The sequence below is a fragment of the Actinoallomurus oryzae genome, assembly GCF_039541955.1.
GTDB classification, from domain to species: Bacteria; Actinomycetota; Actinomycetes; order Streptosporangiales; family Streptosporangiaceae; genus Actinoallomurus; species Actinoallomurus oryzae.
Genome location: NZ_BAABHF010000019.1, coordinates 189,082 through 206,432, shown reverse-complemented (window position 1 = coordinate 206,432; position 17,351 = coordinate 189,082). Strand labels below are relative to the sequence as shown.

The following is a 17,351-nucleotide window of genomic DNA, read 5'->3' as shown; positions in this document are numbered from 1 at the left end:
GCTGGCGGCGGCCGCGACTGGCGAGGGTGGATCACCACCGGGAAGCGGCCTGCCATCGATGCGGGCGCCGACCGCCTGGGCGCCTCCATCAGCGACATCGACCGCTGAGGAGGCCACGGCATGCAGCTGCGTTACGGCACCAACCCGCACCAGGAGGCGCGGGCGACATCGGTGGAGGACGGCGGCACGCCGCTCCGGCCGCTGAACGGCACACCCTCCTACATCAACCTGCTCGACGCGCTCCACGGCTGGCAGCTCGTCCGGGAGGCGAGCCGGGTGCTCGGCCGCCCGGCGGCCGCGTCGTTCAAGCACGTGTCGCCGGCCGGGGCGGCCGTGTCCGGGCCGGTCGACGCGGTCGCCGCGGAGCCGTACGGGCTCGGCGACGTCGGGGACCTCACCAGTGCCTACCTGCGCGCCCGCGACGCCGACCCCCGGTCCTCCTACGGCGACTTCGTGGCGGTGTCGCACCCGGTCGACGCCGAGCTCGCCGACGCCCTGGGCCCGGTGTTCAGCGACGGCATCGTGGCGCCCGGCTACGCCCCCGGCACCGTGGCCGCCCTGAGCCGCAAGAAGAAGGACCGCTTCGTGGTCTTCGAGGCCGACGAGACGTTCGCCCCGCCGGCGCGCGAGCGGCGGGAGGTCTTCGGCGTCGAACTGACGCAGGACCGGGACGAGGCGCCGATCTCGCGCGACCTGCTCGACCCGGCCGGTGACGCGGCGCCGCCCGGCACCGCCGTGCGGGACCTGCTGCTCGGGCTCGTCGTGCTCCGGTACACCCAGTCCAACGCGGTCTGTTACGTGCGCGACGGCATGACGCTCGGGGTCGGCGCGGGGCAGCAGTCGCGCGTCGACTGCACCCGCCTGGCCGGGGGCAAGACCGACATCTGGTGGCTACGGCGTCATCCGGCCGTGCGGGGCCTGGCCTTCGTACCGGGAGCCCGGCCGCAGGACCGGCTCAACTGGCGGATCCGGTACGCCGAGGGCGGCCTGACCCCCGACGAGGAACGGCGGCTGGCCGAGGCGCTGTCCGGCCCGGTCACCGGCCTCACCGCGGCGGACCGCGAGGAGTGGGCGCGCCGCCTGACCGGCGTGGCGTTCGCCTCCGACGGCGCGCTGCCCTTCCGCGACAACGTCGACCACGCCCGCCGCCACGGCGTGGCGTACATCGCCGAGCCGGGCGGCTCCATCCGGTCCGGCGAGGTCGCCGACGCCTGCCGCGAACACGGGATCGCGCTCGTACGGACCGGGCTCCGGCTCTTCCACCACTGAGCCGGGGTGCACGCGTGAGCGGCGCGGCGGCCCGCCGGCCGTCGACCGGATGGCTTCGGACGGGGCGTGGTGCGGTTCCGACGCGCTTTCTCAGGCGCCGAATCGGTCGAGCAGCGGGAGGCCGTTCGTCGTCATCATGGCGGTGACCTGGTCCTGATCGAGGAGCGGGGTCGCCTGGATCTCGGCGGTGACGGCGGCGATGACCGCCTCGGGCGTCCACGGCCAGTCCGTTCCGTACAGCAGGTGGGAGGGATCGGTCATCGCCAGCAGCGATGGCAGTTGCCGTGGGACCGGGAAACCGGCGAGGTCGTAGTAGAGGTTCCGGAGCTGGCCGGCCACGTCGGGACCGTCGGCGACGCCGAAGATGCGCGTGAACTCGTCGACGCGGTCGGCGAACGTCGCGAGGGCGCCGCCGCCATGCGGAACCACCATCCGGATGCCCGGATGGCGGATGAGCCCACCGCGCAGGAGGAGGTCGGCGACGGCCCGCGTGGTGTCGAACGGGAACTCGATCATCGGCCGCCCCCAGCCCCGCGAGACCACCTCCCCGCCGGGCGGCGACGTCGGGTGGAGGACGACGAGCGCGTGCCGCTGGTCGAGGGCGTCCAGAACCGGCTCCATCGCCGGATCTCCGAGGTACAGCCCGTGGGCGTTCGTCTTCAGCGTGACGCCGTCGGCGTGCAACACGTCGCAGGCGTAGGCGATCTCGGCGAGCGCGCCCTCGACGTCGGGCAGCGGCAGCGAGGCCAGGAAGGCGAACCGGTCCGGGTGCTCGTCCCTTACGGTCGCGCTGAACTCGTTGACGCCGCGGGCCAGCCGCCGCGCCGCGGCGTCGTCGCCGAAGTGGACTCCGGGCGATGACACCGAGGCCACCGCCACCGCGACCCCGCACCGGTCCATCATGGCCAGCGCCTCATCCACACTCCAGTGCGGGAACCCCGCCATGCCGTCCGGATTCCCGTATCCGGCTTCCACGGCTGCGTCCCGGTAGAAGTCGGGCACGAAGTGCGCGTGAAAGTCGATGGCCGAGCTGCGAGCCGACATCGGTGATTCCTCTCCATCGCGGATCGAACGACGGGATGACGACGACCGTCGCGGGGCGGGCGTGGACGCTCGCCATGAGTGCACTCTAGTGCAACAATGCACTGGAGTGCACCACAGTCGAGCGATCAGCGGCGGTAACTGGGATGATGAGGGAGATGAATAACGTCACCGGCAACAGCGAGGCACCCCCGGTCGCCGACCGCAGGGCCCGGCAGCGTGAGCGCACCCGGCGCCGCATCCTGGAGGCCGCGCTGGAGCTGTTCTGCACACGCGGGTACGCCAACGCCACGATGGACGACATCGCGGACCGCGCGGACATCGCCCGCCGGACACTGTTCAACCACTTCCCCGCCAAGCAGGCGATCCTGGCGGCCTGGCGAGCCGAGCGGGGCGAGCGGCTCGCCGCCGCTCTGCCGGGCGTGGCGGGGGAGGAGGACGGCCGGCAGGTGTCCGCCGCCGGGCTCCTCCGGCAACAGTTCGCCCTGCTCGCCCGGCTCAGCGAGTCCGATGTCCGGTTGACGATCGTGCTGGTTCAGGGCCGGATGACGGAGATCGGTGACGCCGGCGAGCCGTTCCCGACCTTCGAGCCGCTCCGAGCCGTCGTGCGGTTGGGCCAGGACCGAGGGGAGTTCAGCGCCGCGGTACCGGCACAGACGGTCGCCGAGGTGCTCTCGGCCTGCTACGCGGACACGGTCAGTCGCTGGGTCCTGCCGCAGATCACCGGGGGGCCGGCGCCATTCGCGCTCGGCCCGGCGCTGTCGGCCAAGCTGGAACTGGTCCTCGGCGGTCTCGCCGCCGGCGGGCCGGACCGGTGACGAGTCTTCCTCACGAACGGGCTCGGCCAGGTCGAGGCGGTGGAGCCGTACGGCGCCCCGGACTCTCGAGCGCTGCCTGATCTCCTGGCATTGAGGGTTCGGCGGTGCTCTTCCTGCGACTTCGCGGGGAAAGTCTCACTGGGTGCTTCAATGAGACGCTCGAAGGCATGGAATCGCAGCATGAGATCATCGCGTTCGTGACGGCTCTGCCCGGCGTCGTGGCGGAGACCGCCAGCGCCGAGACCGGAGCGCCGGAGGTCGCCTGGGGCGACACGTTCTTCTTCCACGACCCCGACGGCGACACGCCCGCCGACCGCCGGATGCCCTTCGCCACGATCGTCACCAAGGACTACGACGGCTTCGACACCGCCTCGGACCTGAACCGCCCCGGAGTGTTCCGGCTCAACATCGCCGTCGGCCGCGCGGCGTTCGAGGAGCTGATCGGCGGACACCCCTCCCCGCCGGCGGACGTCGACTACACCGCGCTGGACACGCTGCTCCCGCACCCGGTGTACGCGGCCCAGTCCTGGGTCGCCATCCTCAACCCGGGGGAGAGGACCGCGGAGCCGGCGCGGAAACTCCTCACCGGCGCCCACGCCCGTGCGGTGCGTGCGTATCAACGCCGCACCGCACGGGGCGGCGGGGTTCAGCGGTAGGAGAGCCAGGTGCCGGTGGGCTTGCGCCAGCCGGTGGGGTGCCGGTCGTAGTCGCAGACGCCCGTGCGGAACGTCGCCCGCAGTCGCCGCTGCTCGTCCGCGGTGAAGGTGACCGGGTAGTCGCGGAAGTCCAGCGGCGTCAGCGCGCACTTCATGGCGTTCATGGCGAGCGGCTCCCCGGCCACCATGCGCGTGTCGGAGGCCACCGGGTACCGCGCGCCGCACCGCCCGCCGGACGGGTAGGTGAGGGGCTCGCGGATCCGGTCCGTGGCCGACAGGTAGCAGCCGTCGGCCAGATCCGCGGGCCGGTCCGTGAGGACCTTGTGCCGCAGGTCACGGCCCGAGTGGTCGGCGTCGATCGCGGTGAGCCAGCGGTCCATCGCGTCCAGCTCGTACGCGGCCGCCGCCGCGACCTGCGCCGGGGACGTGTCGCTCTCGATGATGACCTGGTTGGCCGCCGTGCCGTTCGACCGCAGCAGGCGCTGCCGCATCACGAACGACCACTCGGTCGTGTGGATGTCGTTCCCCGGCCCGGCGAGGTCGAGGTCGGTGCGCTGGTCGATGATCGGGGTCTGCCGCAGGCCCTGCGCCGCGGAGTTGACGATGTCGTTCGCGTACGCCGCCGCGAGCGCCTTCGGGTCGGCCTCGGTGCGGGCCGCCACGGGCCTGCCGGTGTAGTCGAGGCCGCCGATCGCGGTGTTGAGCGCGGTGAACTGGGCCGGCGTGATCGCGTGGGCCTTCAGCGCGGCCAGGCCGTACTGAACGCCGGTGTTGTCCAGCGTGCTGCGGACGAACGCGGTCCGCCGGTCGCGGCCGAGCTGGTTGGCGAACTGCTCGTCGGCGTTGCACCGGACGCCGGAGGGGTTCGTCACCGCGTTCCAGCGCGCGGAGACCGGAATGGCCGTGTCACAGCTGTCCGTCGCGGTGGCGCGGCTGGCGAACGTCTGGTCCCACGACGGGCAGGTGGTGAAGTCGTTGAACCCGGCGATCGCCTTCTTCTGCGCGTCGGTGAACGCGGCCCCCGCGCCGGCGAAGAAGCGGTCCAGCAGCCGGCAGTCCGTCACCGGCCCGAGCGTGGTCAGCGGGTCGGGGAAGGAGACGCCCGGGATGATGCCGTCCACGATGCCCGGGTAGCTCTCGGCGATGTCGTACTGCTGTATCGCGCCGCCGGAGCCGCCCCAGCCGATGGTGTGGGCGACCGGCCCGTACGTCTCGGCGAAGTGTTCCTTGACCATCATCGCCGCCTCGGCGGAGATGATCGGGCTGCAGTTGTTGTCCAGGACGTTCAGGGTGGAGGAGGCGACGGCGTACCCCTGCCCCAGGAACAGGTCGTTCAGCACGCCGCCGGTCGAGCGGCCCTGGTGGTATCCGGCGTTGCAGCCGCCGCCGAAGGTGTAGACGAGCCGGCCGTTCCAGCTCCGGTCCGGCGTGGTCGGCGAGGGCGCGGCGCCGTCGTACAGCGCCGCGATCTCGTACACCGCGCGGTCGATCGTGCCGCGCTCGACCCGCACGACGTAGGGGACCTTCGTGCCGTCGACCGTCGCGGTGGCCAGGTCGGCCGGCCGTGCGGAGGGGTCGGCGAGCGGCGCGTACGTCCCGGCGGTCGTGCGGTACTGGTAGGTGACCTGCGTGGGCGCCGAGCAGTACGGCTGGCCGGCCGCCGGCAGCCCGAACGCCTGGGTCTCGCAGTAGAACGGGAGCTGCTGCCGGCCGGAGAAGACCGGTCCGGTGATCGGGTGGTTCACGACGCGCAGCGTGGCGCGGGCGCCGGACTGCCGGGCCTCGATCGTGTTCGCGCCATCGCGCAGGCCGCCGGCCGTGCCGAGGAGGCTGCCGTCGGGCTCCCGGCGCAGCGCCGCGGTGACGTCGTGCCCGTTCGCGGTGACGGTCACCCGGTGGGAGCCCGAGGAGCCCGACGGGACGACGCGGATCAGCACCTGGCCGCCGCTGACGAGGTCGGGCCGGGGATTGGACACGGACGTGATGGTCAGGCGCTCGTGCGAGGCCGGCGACGCGCTCGCCGCGCCCGGCACGAGAGACAACGCCGTCGCCAGCGTGACGCAGGCGACGGTGAGGAGCCGTCGTGGATCTGCCACGGGCCACTCCGCTCAGTCGGGGCACCGCGGGGCGCGGCGCCGGGGGACCGGTCACCGCCCGAGGAGGCACGGGCGGATGCCGGGGACCAGTGTCAGGGCAGGCGGTTCGCCAGCACCAGTGTGGCGGCGGACATGAACATTCCGCCGTTGCCGAGGACGACGCCGATCTCGACGCCGGGCACCTGGGCGGCGGCCTCGCCGCGGAGTTGCCGGATCGACTCCTGCATCGCGAACATGCCGTACATCCCGGTGTGGGTATAGGACAGGCCGCCGCCGTTGGTGTTCATCGGCAGCCGGCCGCCCGGGGACGTGTGCCCCTCCGCGATGAAGGCGCCGGCCTCGCCCCGGCCGACGAATCCCATGTCCTCCAGCCCGTAGATCGGCACGTGCGCGAACGCGTCGTAGATCATCAGGTGGTCGACGTCGCCGTGGGTGATCTTCGCCTCGGCGAACGCCGCCTGGCTCGACAGGCGGAACGACCGCGACGTGGTGAAGTCCTCCATCTGGGAGATGATCGGCGACTCGGCCGACTCGCCGGCGCCCAGCACGTACACGGGCGGCTTGCGGGTGCCGAGCGCCTCGGCGCGTTCGCGCGAGGTGACGACCAGAGCCCCGCCACCGTCGGTGACGAGGCAGCATTCGAGCAGGTGGAAGGGGTAGGCGACGAGCCGTGAGGCGAGCACGTCCTCGACGGTGACCAGGTCGCGCATCGCGGCGCGCGGGTTGCGGCTGGACCACCGGCGCTGGGCGACCGCGACCGAGGCGAGCTGCTCGTGGGTGAGCCCGGTCTCCTTCATGTACCGCAGGGCGGTGACGGTGAAGGTCGTGGCCGGCCCCATCGTCCCGTACGGCAGCTCGAACTGGCCCAGCAGCGAGTCGGAGCCGAACGCCCGCGGCGGCGCGCCGACCCGCGACCGCCCGGACTCGCCGTGCGTGACGAGCACGGTGTGGCACAGCCCGGCCTCGATCGCCGCCATCGCGTGGCGTACGTGGAACAGGAACGACGTGCCGCCGACCGAGGTGCCGTCGAGCCACGCCGGGGTGATGCCGAGCGCGTGCGCGACCTGCACCGGCCCAGGCGTGCCGACCGTCGCGACCCCGTCGACGTCGTCCTTGGTCAGGCCCGCGTCGGCGAGCGCGTTGCGCGCGCCCTCCAGGTGCAGCCGGAACGCCGAGTGCTCCGGCAGCCGGCCCACTTCGTCGGTCTCGGCCGCACCGACGATGACCGCGGTCACGACACCTCCCGCGCCGGCTCGAAGAGGGGGAGGTGGACGTCGCCGCGTGGCTCGAACACCACGCGGAGCGGCATGTCCAGCTCGAGGTTCTCCGGAGTGATCTCGGTGTGCACGATGTTGGTCATCATCCGCACGCCCTCCTCCAGCTCGACGACGGCGATCGCGTACGGGCCGTCGCCGGCGAAGCCCGGTGCCGGGCGGTGGCTGATGACGTAGGAGTAGAGGCTGGCCCGTCCGCTGGCCGTCACCCACTCCACCTCGCCCGACCCGCAGTGGGGACAGAGCGGGCGCGGGTAGAAGTAGTGCCGGGCGCAGGCGACGCAGCGCTGGATCCGCAGCTCACCGGCTGCGGCGCCGTCCCAGAACGGTCGCGTCTCGGGTGTCGGTCTGGGGATCGCCTTGGGCCGGTCGGCCGACATGCCTCGCCCCCTCCGTGGAAGCTGCCTGAGCACCCCCTCGCGGATGCGATCCCGATTCTAGAACGCTTTTCTAAAAGATGGCCAGCGTCGCGATTCGCACCGACGGTGACACTCCGCGACCATGGGCCCCGGCGTCCCGCGGCCGAGTTCGTGCGGCGTTGCCGGCGCTCTCGTCGGTCACGCGGTCACGGAGTTCGTCCTGTGCCGCGAAGTAACTCAGGGGCGCAGCCCGGCGTAACTCAGGGGCGCAGCCCGGCGTAACTCAGGGGCGCAGCCCGGCCTGGACGATGGCGACCATCCGCTCCCGTGCGACCTCGTCCCGCCGCGACGTGCAGCTTCCGATCAGTGCCTTGAGATCGCTGATTTCGGCGTCTCTCCGGACGGCCCCGGCCCCTTGGGCTCGGACCAGCAATCGTTGCAGCAGGCCCATCACGTTGTAGTCGTCGCCGGTGGAGATGGCCTCCAGATCGAATCCCGCACCGATCAATGCCTCGGCCAGGCCCTGGCTCGCCGCCCCCTCGGCGACCAGGCCGGCGAAGAAGTCGAAGAACGCCGCTCCCGGATCGTCGGCCTCGAGCAGCGACTCCGCCCGCTCCACGATCGCTTCTACCCGACTGAGCAGGACCGCCTCGACGAGCGACTCCTTCGTCGGGAAAGTAACCGGGACGTGCGTCCCGGTTATTACCCGGACGTCTGGAGGATGTCATGACCCGATGGACCGCCGCCGACATAGCCGACCTGTACGGACGGATCGCCGTCGTCACCGGGGCCAACACCGGCACCGGCTTCGAGACCGCACGGCTCCTCGCCGAGCACGGTGCGACCGTCGTGCTGGCCTGCCGGGACCTTGAGAAGGCGGCCACCGCCGCCGCCCGCATCGGCCGCGGAGCACAGATCCTGCACCTCGACCTCGCCTCCCTCGCCTCGGTCCGCCAGGCCGCCGCCGACCTGCACCGGGACTACCCGAAGCTGGACCTGTTGATCAACAACGCCGGGATCATGCGGACGCCGTACGGGCGTACTGAAGACGGTTTCGAGATGCAGTTCGGCACCAACCACCTCGGCCACTTCGCCTTCACCGGCCTGGTGCTCGACCTGCTGCACGACGTCGACGGCGCCCGCGTCGTCACCGTGACCAGCCCTGCGCATCGCCAGACCCGCGGCGGGATCGACTTCACCGATCTCCAGTCCGAGCGCAAGTACCGGGCGGGATCGGCCTACAGCCGGTCCAAGCTGGCCAACCTGCTCTTCGCCTACGAACTGCAGCGTCGCCTCGAAGCGTCCGGCGCGCGGACCGTCTCACTGGCCGCGCATCCCGGCGGCGCCCGCACCGAGCTCAACCGGAACATGCCCGTCTACACCCTGGCCCGCGGCGCCTCATGGGGCATCTGGCGGCCGATCACCCATCCCGCCGAGATCGGAGCGCTGTCGCTGGTGCGCGCCGCCGTTGACCCGGCGGCCCGTGGCGGAGAGTACTACTGCCCGGACGGCCGCATGGAATTCAAGGGACATCCGGTCCGCCGAGAGTCGAGCGCAGAGTCCCACGACGCCGACCTGCAGCGCCGCCTGTGGCTGCGGTCCGCGCAACTGACCGGCGTCCGCTACGACCTCGTGGAGCACTCGTGAGCGCGCTCACCTGCCCGTCGCTGGAGGCTTCACCGCAGCCTGAGAGCTCAACTTGCGGGGCGGCCGGGGCGCCGGCCACCTCCTCCGCGGCCTTGGTCAACCCGTCTGGCCGACCATGCGGCACCTCGTCTGCCGGCGGCGAACACCGGCCCGACCGGCTCGACGGATCACTACAGTCCAGCCTCATGACGACGGTCACAACACGCACGGTCGAATACCCGGCCGACGGCCTAACGATGATCGGACACCTCGCGCTCCCCACCGGTGTCGACCGTCGGCCCGCGGTTCTGGTCGGGCCCGAGGGGCTGGGGCTCAGCGACGTCGAGCGCTGTCGGGCCGAGGCCCTGGCTGAGCTGGGATACGTGGCGCTGGCCTTCGACATCCACGGCGGGCGCTATTTGGGCGACCCCGAGGAGATGCTGGCCCGTTGCATGCCGCTGCTCGCCGACCCCGACCGGATGCGGGGCATCGGCCACGCAGCGCTCGACGTGTTGCGCGCCGAACCGCGGACCGACCCCGACCGGATCGCCGCTATCGGTTACGGCACCGGGGGCGCGATCGCGCTGGAACTCGGGCGCGACGGCGTCGACCTGCGCGCGATCGGGACAGTCAACGCACTGACCACGGGCCGACCGGGCGAGGCGGCAGGCATTCGCTGCCCGGTGTGGGCCGGGGTCGGGTCCGAAGACCCGATCATGCCTCCCGCGCAGCGGGACGCGTTCACGGCCGAGATGCAGGCCGCAGGCGTCGACTGGCGCCTCGTGGTCTACGGCGGAGCCTTGCACGCCTTCCACCACCCACCGGTCGACCATGCCGTGGTACCCGGCGTCGGCTATCACCCACGTCACGCGCAGCGAGCCTGGCGCGACGTCGTCGACCTGCTCGCCGAATGCCTGCCCGTAACGGAGTGATCTGGTCGGCTTCTGACGCTCACTGCTGCCCGCCGTCGTCGTGCTCGTCCAGCTCGGGCGCGTCCGGGTCGCGCAGCGGGAGGAACCGGCCGCCGACCTGGGCGCAGCCGGAGGAATTCGAACCCTCGACCTGCTGATCCGTAGTCAGGCCGTCCGGTGGCGCGTGCTCGCGCGCGCGGGTGACGATGGGGCGCCGAGGTCGCGCTCGATCTGCTCCAGCGTGCGGTTCTTGGTCTCGGGGACCTTGGTGACGAAGAACGCGATGCCGATGAGCCCCATCACCGCGTACAGGCTGAACGTCCAGGCCTTGCCGATGGCGTCGACCAGCTGCAGGAAGTAGTAGGAGACGACGAAGTTGGCGGCCCAGTTGAACACGCTGCACACCGCCATCGCCGTGCCCCGTACGCCCAGCGGGAAGATCTCGGAGATCATCAGCCAGAACCCCGGGCCGAGCCCGACGGCGAACGAGGCCATGAAGACCACCAGGGCGACCAGCGCCACCCACGGTGCGGAGTGCTGCCAGTGGAAGGCGAAGAACGCGGCGAGCGTCAGGAGGGCGATGGTCAGCCCGACGGTGCCGACGATGAGCAACACGCGGCGGCCGACCCGGTCGAGCAGCAGGACCGCGATGACGGTGAAGACGACGTTCGTGATGCCGACCGACAGCGCCTGGGCGATCGCGTCGTTGGCGTGCAGGCCGGTGTAGGTGAGGATGGTCGGGGAGAAGTACACGACCGTGTTGACGCCGACGACCTGCTGGATGACGGCGAGGCCGATCCCGACGACCATCATCGGCCGCAGCGACGGCCGCAGCAGCGCGCCGAGCCCGGCGCGGCGCTCCTCCGACAGCACCGACTCGATCTCGGTGATCTCCTCCTCGTAGTCCTCGCCCCCGCGGGTGCGGCGCAGCACCTCGCGGGCCTCGTCCCGGCGGTCCCGCTGCATCAGCCAGCGCGGGGAGTAGGGCACGAAGAGCATGCCGAGGACCAGGAACACGCCCGGCAGGGCGCCGAGACCGAGCATCCAGCGCCAGTTCGAGCCGATGCCGCGCAGCGCGAAGTCGACGAGGTACGCCACGAGGATGCCGACGGTGACCATCAGCTGGTTGTACGACACGGTGCCACCACGGATCTTCGGCGGCGTGTGCTCGGCGATGTAGAGCGGCACCACGGCCGACGCCGCCCCCACGGCCAGGCCCAGCACCATCCGTGCCGCGACGAGCTGACCGGACGACTGGGAGAACGCCGCCGCCAAGGCGGCCACGACGTACACGAGACCGCTGACCAGCAGCGTCCATCTCCGGCTGATGAGGTCCGCCAGGCGCCCGCCGGCGAGCGCGCCGAACACCGCGCCGACGAGCAGGCCGGCCACGATCCACGACTGGGCGAGGTCGCCGGCGTGCAGATCCTTCTTGATGTACAGCAGCGCGCCGGAGATGACGCCCGTGTCGTAGCCGAACAGCAGCCCGCCGAGGGCGGCCAGCAGCGAGATCTTCAGAATGAACGGATTACGCGCCGCCTCGCGCGTGAAACTCGGCATGCCATGTACTCCTCTCGACGTTCTCACGCCGCCGATCGGCGCGGACGTCGCGAGCCGCGGCGTTTCCGCACCGGTCATCGCGTCTACCCGGTTTGCGTGCCTTCATGTACGCGCCGTGAGTCCGCCGGGCTGTGATATGCATGAGTCATGCATGATAGAGCGCGTACCGCCAACCTCCTGGGTGCCACCGCTCTGGCCGTGGGCGACCTCGCGCTGGCCGGTGCCGCGCGGGCCGCGGGTGTGAGCGTCAGCGGAGCGTCGGCCCTCGTGGTGCTGTACTGGTCGCGCGGCGTCGGCGTGACCGAGCTGGGCCGCCGGGTGGGGCTCACCCAGTCCGCCGCCGCCCGCATGGTCGACTCCCTGGAGGCCGCCGGCCTGGTGGAGCGGCGGCCCGGTGAGGGCCGGAGCGTCACCGTGACGTCCACGCGCGCCGGGCGGCGGCTCGCGCGTGACCTGCTGACCGCGCGCGACGCTCCGCTCACCCATCTGCTCGGCGCCCTCGACGACGAGGAGCACCAGGCGCTGGCGGTCTTGCTGGCCAAGCTGCTGGCCCGCGCGTACGGGGAGATCGGCGACACCGAGCTGCTCTGCCGGTTCTGCGACCGCGGCGCCTGCACGGACGACGCGGTCTGCCCGGTCGGTCAGGCCGAGCGCGATCGGCCGGACTGAGCGGGCGTGGGTACGCTTCTCGCGCTCGCGTCGGCGGTGTGTTACGGGCTGTCGGACTTCGGCGGCGGGCTGCTCTCACGCCGCGCGGGCTTCGTCGCCGTCGCCCTCGCCGGGCAGGTCGGCGGCCTCGTGCTCGCGCTGGCCGCCGCCCCGGCGTTCCCGGTGACCGCGGTGCCGCCGTCCGACCTCGGCTGGGGTGCGCTGTCCGGAGTCGGAACCGGGGTGGGCATGCTGTCGCTGTTCCGCGGCCTCAGCCGTGGCGCCATGAGCGTGGTGGTGCCGGTCAGCGCGGTCAGCGGTGTCGCGCTGCCCGCCGTGGTCGGCGTCGCGCTGCTGGACGACCACCCCTCGGCCCTGTCCTGGTTCGGCATCGCCGTGGCCGTGCCCGCCCTGTGGCTGGTCTCCCGCGGTGGTCCGGCCGGCGGACGGCGTACGGGCGCCTCCGCGTTCGACGGCCTGGTCGCCGGCACCGGCATCGCCCTGCAGTACGTCGCGCTGGCCCAGGCCGCGCCGCGCGCGGGCGCCTGGCCGGTCGTCACGGGCCGCCTGGCCGCCGCGCTCACCATCCTCCCGCTGCTCCTGACGGCCGGCACCGCCGCACGGCGCGCGGGCGTACGCCAGGTGCTCCTCGCGGCCGGCGCCGGCGCTCTGGCCGCCACCGCGCTGATGTTCTACCTGGCGGCGACGCGGGAGGAGATGCTGGTCGTGGCGGTCGTGCTGTCCTCCTTCTACCCGGCGATCCCGGTCCTGCTGGGCATCACCGCGCTGCGTGAGCGGCTGAACGTCCCGCAGACCGCCGGCCTCCTCGGTGCCGCCGCCGCGATCGGCCTCCTCACGCTCGGTTAGGGCGGCGTCGCCGTTCAGGACCAGTCGGGGTGGGCGATGCCCAGGTCGCCGGAGGAGACGGGCACCGCGCCCGTGCCGTCGACGCGGACCGCCCAGATGCTCTGGTGCGCCGTCTCGCCGCGGGCGGTCGCGATCCACGCGCCGTCCGGCGAGAAGGTCGCGTCCATGTCGCGGGTCGCCTCCGAGGTCAGCCGGTGCGGCGTGCCGGTGCCGTCGGACGGGGTGAGCCAGATGTGCCGGGCGTCCTTGGCCGGCTGCTCGGTGTAGGCCATCGTCTTGCAGTCCGGCGAGAACGACGGGTCGTTGACGTCGTGCTCGTCATGGGTGACCTGGGTCCACCGGCCGCCCGCCGTCGCCGCGTCGACGGTGTAGATCTGCTGGGTGCCGCTCTTCGTGCTCCAGAACGCGATGCGGCTCCCGCACCAGGCCGGGTCGTCCTTGTCGTCGCCGTCGCCGGTGAGCAGCAACGGCGTCTGCGGGCGGGCGAGCGTGATCACGGCGATCTGCCGTCCCGACGGCGTCTTGGCGACGATCGCCACCTTCTTGCCGTCCGGCGACCAGGCGGTACGGGTGCGGCCGTCGATGATGTTCGTGATCATCCGGGGCGTCCCGGAACCGTCGGCGTTGGTGATCCACAGTTCGTTGACCGTGGCGCTGACGTTCCGGGTGAAGGCGATCCGCTTCCGGTCCGGCGACCAGCGCGGCAGGATGTCGCACTTGTCGTCGTCGCTGATCACCTTGGTCGCCACACGCGTCGTCGGGACGAGCCTGCCGATGCTGCCGTGGCAACGGCTCGGCCAGCCGCTCTGCCGGTCGATGCGCACGAGCAGGGCGTCGCTCGGCAACGGCGCCGGTCCCGCCCCGGCCGTGGCCCCGGAGGGCTTTCCTCCGTCGTCGCGGGTGACCAGCCAGCCGGTCACCGCCGCCGCGACGACGACCGCCGCCGCGGCGGCCAGGAGCACCCTGCCCCGCCGGGACCCGCCGGGGGCGGTGGCACCCGGAGCGACGGTCCCGCCCGGGGCCGTACGGTCCGGCGTGGTCTCGACGGTCCGCCCCGGTCCGCCGGGCAGGCCGGACCCGGCCGCGACGGTGTGACCGGGCCCGTCGGGCGTGCCCGGCCCGGCGGGTGGCACGGAGCCCTGACCGGGGACAGGGCCGTGACCGGGGTCGGGGCCCGCCGGCGGTACCGCGTCCTGCCAGGCCGTCAGGGTGCCCAGCACCGCGGCTTCGCCGGCATCACCGGTCTCACCGCCGACCAGGGCCAGCAGCAGGTCCCGGGCGGTCGGCCGGTTGCGCGGGTCCTTGTCCAGCGCCGCCCGTACGAGCCGGTCGAGGGGAGCGGGCAGGTCGCCGATCATCGGCTCGCCGTGCACCAGCCGCGCGGACATGACCGAGAAGTCGCCGGTGCCGAAGGGATTGACGCCGGTGCGGGCGAACGCGACGACGCACCCCCACGAGAAGATGTCGGCGGCGGTCGTCACCTGCTGCCGCAGGATGCGCTCCGGCGCCATCCAGCCCGGGCTCCCGACGAGCCGGCCCGTCATCGTGAGCCCGGCGGCGGCGTCGAGCGCCCGCGCGATGCCGAAGTCGATGACGCGCGGACCGGAGTAGGACAGCATGACGTTCGCCGGCTTGAGGTCGCGGTGGATCAGCCCGGCCGCGTGGATGGCGACCAGCGCGGCGGCCACCCCGACGGCCACGCCGTGGAGCATGCCGGGCGACAGCTCGCCGTTCTGCCTGACGTAGTCCTTGAGCGAGACCCCGTCGATGTACTCCGTCACCATGTACGCCCGGCCGCCTGACTCGCCGTGGTCGAGCACCTGGGCGGTGCAGAACGAGGCGACCCGCCGGGCGTTGTTCACCTCGTCCTGGAAGCGCGCGGCGAACCCCGCGTCCTGCGCCAGCTCCGGGCGTACCACCTTGACCGCCACCTGGCGCCCGTCCGGGCCGCGCCCGAGGTAGACGGCGCCCATGCCGCCCTCGCCGAGCCGCGCCAGGAGTGTGTACGGACCCACCCGCTCGGGATCGCCGGGCCGTAACGGTGTCCTCGCGCCCGTACGTCGTCGACCGTCCACCCGCAGCCCATTTCGTCGCGTCCCGTCTCGACGACCGTAGCTCGTGCAGCACCGGTCCGCGAGGGTCAGGCGGTCTGTGGATGGCGCCAGGTGGCGACACCGGCTTGCATCCAGCCCGGGTAGCCGAGCGGCGTACGGCTCGCCTCGTCGAGACGCCGCAGGTCATCGGTGCTCAGCTCCAACTCCAGCGCGCCGAGGTTGTCGGTGAGCTGGGCCGGACGCCGCGCACCCACGATGACGCTGGTGACCGGCGGTTGGGCGAGGACCCACGCCAGCGCGACCCGCGCGATGGTAGTGCCGCGCCGGTCCGCGATGTCGCGGAGCACGTCGATGATGTCGTACGCGCGATCCTTGTCGACCGGCGGCAGGTCGGCGCTGGACCGCCGGGCGTTCGCCTCGGTGCCGCCTGAGCGGTCGAACTTGCCCGTCAGGAATCCGCCGGCCAGCGGGCTCCACACGAGCAGCCCGACGTTCTCCTCGGTCAGCAGCGGCACGAGTTCGGCCTCGATGTCGCGGCCGGCGAGCGAGTAGTACGACTGCGACGCCACGAACCGGGACAGGCCGCGCCGATCCGCGACCCCGAGCGCCTTGGCGAACTGCCACGCCGCGAGGTTCGACGCGCCGATGTAGCGGATCTTGCCTTGCCGTACGGCGTCGTCGAGCGCGGAGAGGGTCTCCTCGATCGGGGTGATCGGGTCGGCACTGTGGATCTGGTAAAGGTCGATGTGGTCGGTGCGGAGCCGGCGCAGGCTGTCCTCCAGCGCCCGCATGACGTGCAGCCGCGACAGGCCGACATGGTTGGGCCCGGTCCCCATCCGCGCGGCCAGCTTGGTGGCGAGCACGACGTCGTCGCGGCGCTTGGCGAGCAGCCGGCCGAGCATCGACTCACACTCGCCGTCGGCGTACATATCGGCCGTGTCGATCAGGTTCACGCCGTGGTCAAGGGCCACGCCCAGCAGTTGGTCCGCGGCGGTGAGGTCGAGGGCGCCGATGGTGTCCCAGGGCTGCCTGCCGGCGCCGCCGAAGGTCATCGTGCCTAGGGCGATCCGGGAGACATAGACGCCCGTCGCCCCGAGTTGTGCGAACCGCATCGGCTTTGTCCTTTCGTAGACTCGCTGATCAGGCTAGGAACGCCGATCCGGGCCCACCATGACTCAGCGTCCGGAATGCCTGCTCGACCGTCCGGGGGACCATGTGGATCCGCTCTCCGAGGTACTTGCGCTGCTCGACGTGCACGTCGCGTCGCCGTCCCGCTTCGAGGCGGGCGGCCGGTGGGCCTTGCGCTTCGACCGCGGATACCGGCACATCAAGATCGGGGCGGTTCTGGCGGGCGGGTGCTGGATCATCGCCGACGGCGCCGGGCCGGTCCGCCTGGAGACCGGCGACTGTTACCTGCTCTCCAGCGGTAGGCCGTACTCCTCGGCCTCGGATCTGGAGACCGAGCCCGTCGACGGCTACGCCGTGTTCGAGGGCGCCTGGCCCGAGACGGTGCGGTACAACGTCCACGCCGGCGACCGTACGGTGCTGGTCGGCGGCGCGGTTCTGTTCGACGACACGACCGCGGCCCTGCTACTGGACCACATGCCACCCTGCGTGCGGATCGGCGCGGACAGCCACCGTGCTCAGGTGCTGCGGCCCATCCTGGAGCTGCTCGGCGAGGAGACCCTCGGCGACGCGCCCGGTGCGGCGAGCATGCGCGAGCAGCTCACCCAAATCCTGTTCGTCCAGGCCCTGCGCACCCTGCTGGTCTCTGGTGGCGGGGGCGAGCTGCCCGGCTGGCTGCGTGCCCTGACCGACGAGAGCATCGGCGTCGCGCTCGCGCTGATCCACCGTCGGCCGGCCCGGCGCTGGACGGTGGCCGAGCTGGCGTCCGCGGCGGGCCTGTCCCGCAGCACCTTCGCGCTGCGCTTCAAGACGCTTGTGGGCCTGCCACCGCTGGACTACCTGGCGCGCTGGCGCATTCGCTCGGCGGCGCGCGTCCTCCGGTCGAGCGAACGCACGGTCGGCTCGGTGGCCGCCGAGTTCGGGTACAGCTCCGAGAGCGCCTTCAGCAACGCGTTCAAGCGAATGACCGGCCACCCGCCGGCCCGCCACCGTGAGCTGACCCTGCGCGGCGTCCACGGCGACCGTGTGTAGCAGCTCGCGTTAATC

The 17,351-nt window shown here is 72.2% G+C and carries 16 protein-coding genes and 1 riboswitch; of the genes, 8 read left to right on the top strand and 8 right to left on the bottom strand.

Annotated features, from left to right (window positions below; all coding sequences use genetic code 11):
- The first annotated feature begins 3 nt into the window (after positions 1–3).
- Positions 4–88, top strand: a riboswitch (ZMP/ZTP riboswitch).
- A gap of 32 nt (positions 89–120) precedes the next feature.
- Positions 121–1,269 (top strand): phosphoribosylaminoimidazolecarboxamide formyltransferase, encoded by a 1,149-nt coding sequence (locus ABEA10_RS15265; RefSeq protein WP_345463673.1) that lies wholly within the window; start codon positions 121–123, stop codon positions 1,267–1,269.
- Between the two features lie 90 nt (positions 1,270–1,359).
- On the opposite strand, the gene ABEA10_RS15260 is transcribed toward ABEA10_RS15265, so the two are convergent.
- Complete coding sequence (locus ABEA10_RS15260; RefSeq protein ID WP_345463670.1) at positions 1,360–2,313, bottom strand: amidohydrolase family protein; 954 nt, start codon at positions 2,311–2,313, stop codon at positions 1,360–1,362.
- A 155-nt stretch (positions 2,314–2,468) separates the two neighbouring features.
- Here ABEA10_RS15260 and ABEA10_RS15255 point away from each other — a divergent pair, with 155 nt between their 5' ends.
- Entirely contained in the window at positions 2,469–3,128 is a 660-nt protein-coding gene (locus ABEA10_RS15255; RefSeq protein WP_345463667.1) for a TetR/AcrR family transcriptional regulator, read from the top strand.
- A gap of 167 nt (positions 3,129–3,295) precedes the next feature.
- The gene (locus ABEA10_RS15250) at positions 3,296–3,784 is read left to right on the top strand and encodes a DUF6194 family protein (RefSeq protein WP_345463664.1); all 489 of its coding nucleotides are present in this window, start codon (positions 3,296–3,298) and stop codon (positions 3,782–3,784) included.
- On the opposite strand, the gene ABEA10_RS15245 is transcribed toward ABEA10_RS15250, so the two are convergent.
- The 4 genes from ABEA10_RS15245 to ABEA10_RS15230 form a co-directional block, all read right to left on the bottom strand.
- Positions 3,775–5,880, bottom strand: coding sequence for a DUF6351 family protein (locus ABEA10_RS15245; RefSeq protein WP_345463661.1), 2,106 nt, complete (start codon positions 5,878–5,880; stop codon positions 3,775–3,777). The genes ABEA10_RS15250 and ABEA10_RS15245 overlap by 10 nt on opposite strands.
- Positions 5,881–5,972: 92 nt before the next feature.
- Complete coding sequence (locus ABEA10_RS15240; protein WP_345463657.1) at positions 5,973–7,115, bottom strand: thiolase C-terminal domain-containing protein; 1,143 nt, start codon at positions 7,113–7,115, stop codon at positions 5,973–5,975.
- Positions 7,112–7,534, bottom strand: a complete 423-nt coding sequence (locus ABEA10_RS15235; protein ID WP_345463654.1) for a Zn-ribbon domain-containing OB-fold protein — start codon at positions 7,532–7,534, stop codon at positions 7,112–7,114. The genes ABEA10_RS15240 and ABEA10_RS15235 overlap by 4 nt, the downstream gene beginning before the upstream one ends.
- 262 nt (positions 7,535–7,796) lie before the next feature.
- Positions 7,797–8,132 carry an SbtR family transcriptional regulator gene (locus ABEA10_RS15230; RefSeq protein WP_345463651.1) on the bottom strand — a complete coding sequence of 112 codons (336 nt, stop codon included), beginning with the start codon at positions 8,130–8,132 and terminating at the stop codon, positions 7,797–7,799.
- 107 nt (positions 8,133–8,239) lie between these two features.
- Here ABEA10_RS15230 and ABEA10_RS15225 point away from each other — a divergent pair, with 107 nt between their 5' ends.
- Entirely contained in the window at positions 8,240–9,160 is a 921-nt protein-coding gene (locus ABEA10_RS15225; protein WP_345463648.1) for an oxidoreductase, read from the top strand.
- Positions 9,161–9,345: 185 nt separating this feature from the next.
- Positions 9,346–10,071, top strand: coding sequence for a dienelactone hydrolase family protein (locus ABEA10_RS15220; protein ID WP_345463645.1), 726 nt, complete (start codon positions 9,346–9,348; stop codon positions 10,069–10,071).
- 144 nt (positions 10,072–10,215) lie between these two features.
- On the opposite strand, the gene ABEA10_RS15215 is transcribed toward ABEA10_RS15220, so the two are convergent.
- Entirely contained in the window at positions 10,216–11,610 is a 1,395-nt protein-coding gene (locus tag ABEA10_RS15215) for a sugar porter family MFS transporter (protein WP_345463642.1), read from the bottom strand.
- Between the two features lie 147 nt (positions 11,611–11,757).
- Between ABEA10_RS15215 and ABEA10_RS15210 the strand changes: the two genes are divergently transcribed.
- Complete coding sequence (locus ABEA10_RS15210) at positions 11,758–12,279, top strand: MarR family winged helix-turn-helix transcriptional regulator (protein WP_345463639.1); 522 nt, start codon at positions 11,758–11,760, stop codon at positions 12,277–12,279.
- A gap of 6 nt (positions 12,280–12,285) precedes the next feature.
- The gene (locus tag ABEA10_RS15205) at positions 12,286–13,125 is read left to right on the top strand and encodes an EamA family transporter (RefSeq protein WP_345463636.1); all 840 of its coding nucleotides are present in this window, start codon (positions 12,286–12,288) and stop codon (positions 13,123–13,125) included.
- A 14-nt stretch (positions 13,126–13,139) separates the two neighbouring features.
- Here ABEA10_RS15205 and ABEA10_RS15200 read toward each other — a convergent pair whose 3' ends face one another.
- Positions 13,140–15,140, bottom strand: a complete 2,001-nt coding sequence (locus ABEA10_RS15200; protein WP_345463633.1) for a protein kinase domain-containing protein — start codon at positions 15,138–15,140, stop codon at positions 13,140–13,142.
- A 125-nt stretch (positions 15,141–15,265) separates the two neighbouring features.
- Positions 15,266–16,291, bottom strand: coding sequence for an aldo/keto reductase (locus ABEA10_RS15195; protein ID WP_345463630.1), 1,026 nt, complete (start codon positions 16,289–16,291; stop codon positions 15,266–15,268).
- Between the two features lie 58 nt (positions 16,292–16,349).
- On the opposite strand from ABEA10_RS15195, the gene ABEA10_RS15190 reads away from it, so the two are divergent.
- On the top strand, positions 16,350–17,336 hold the full coding sequence (locus tag ABEA10_RS15190) for an AraC family transcriptional regulator (RefSeq protein WP_345463627.1): 987 nt from the start codon (positions 16,350–16,352) through the stop codon (positions 17,334–17,336).
- Positions 17,337–17,351 lie beyond the last annotated feature (15 nt).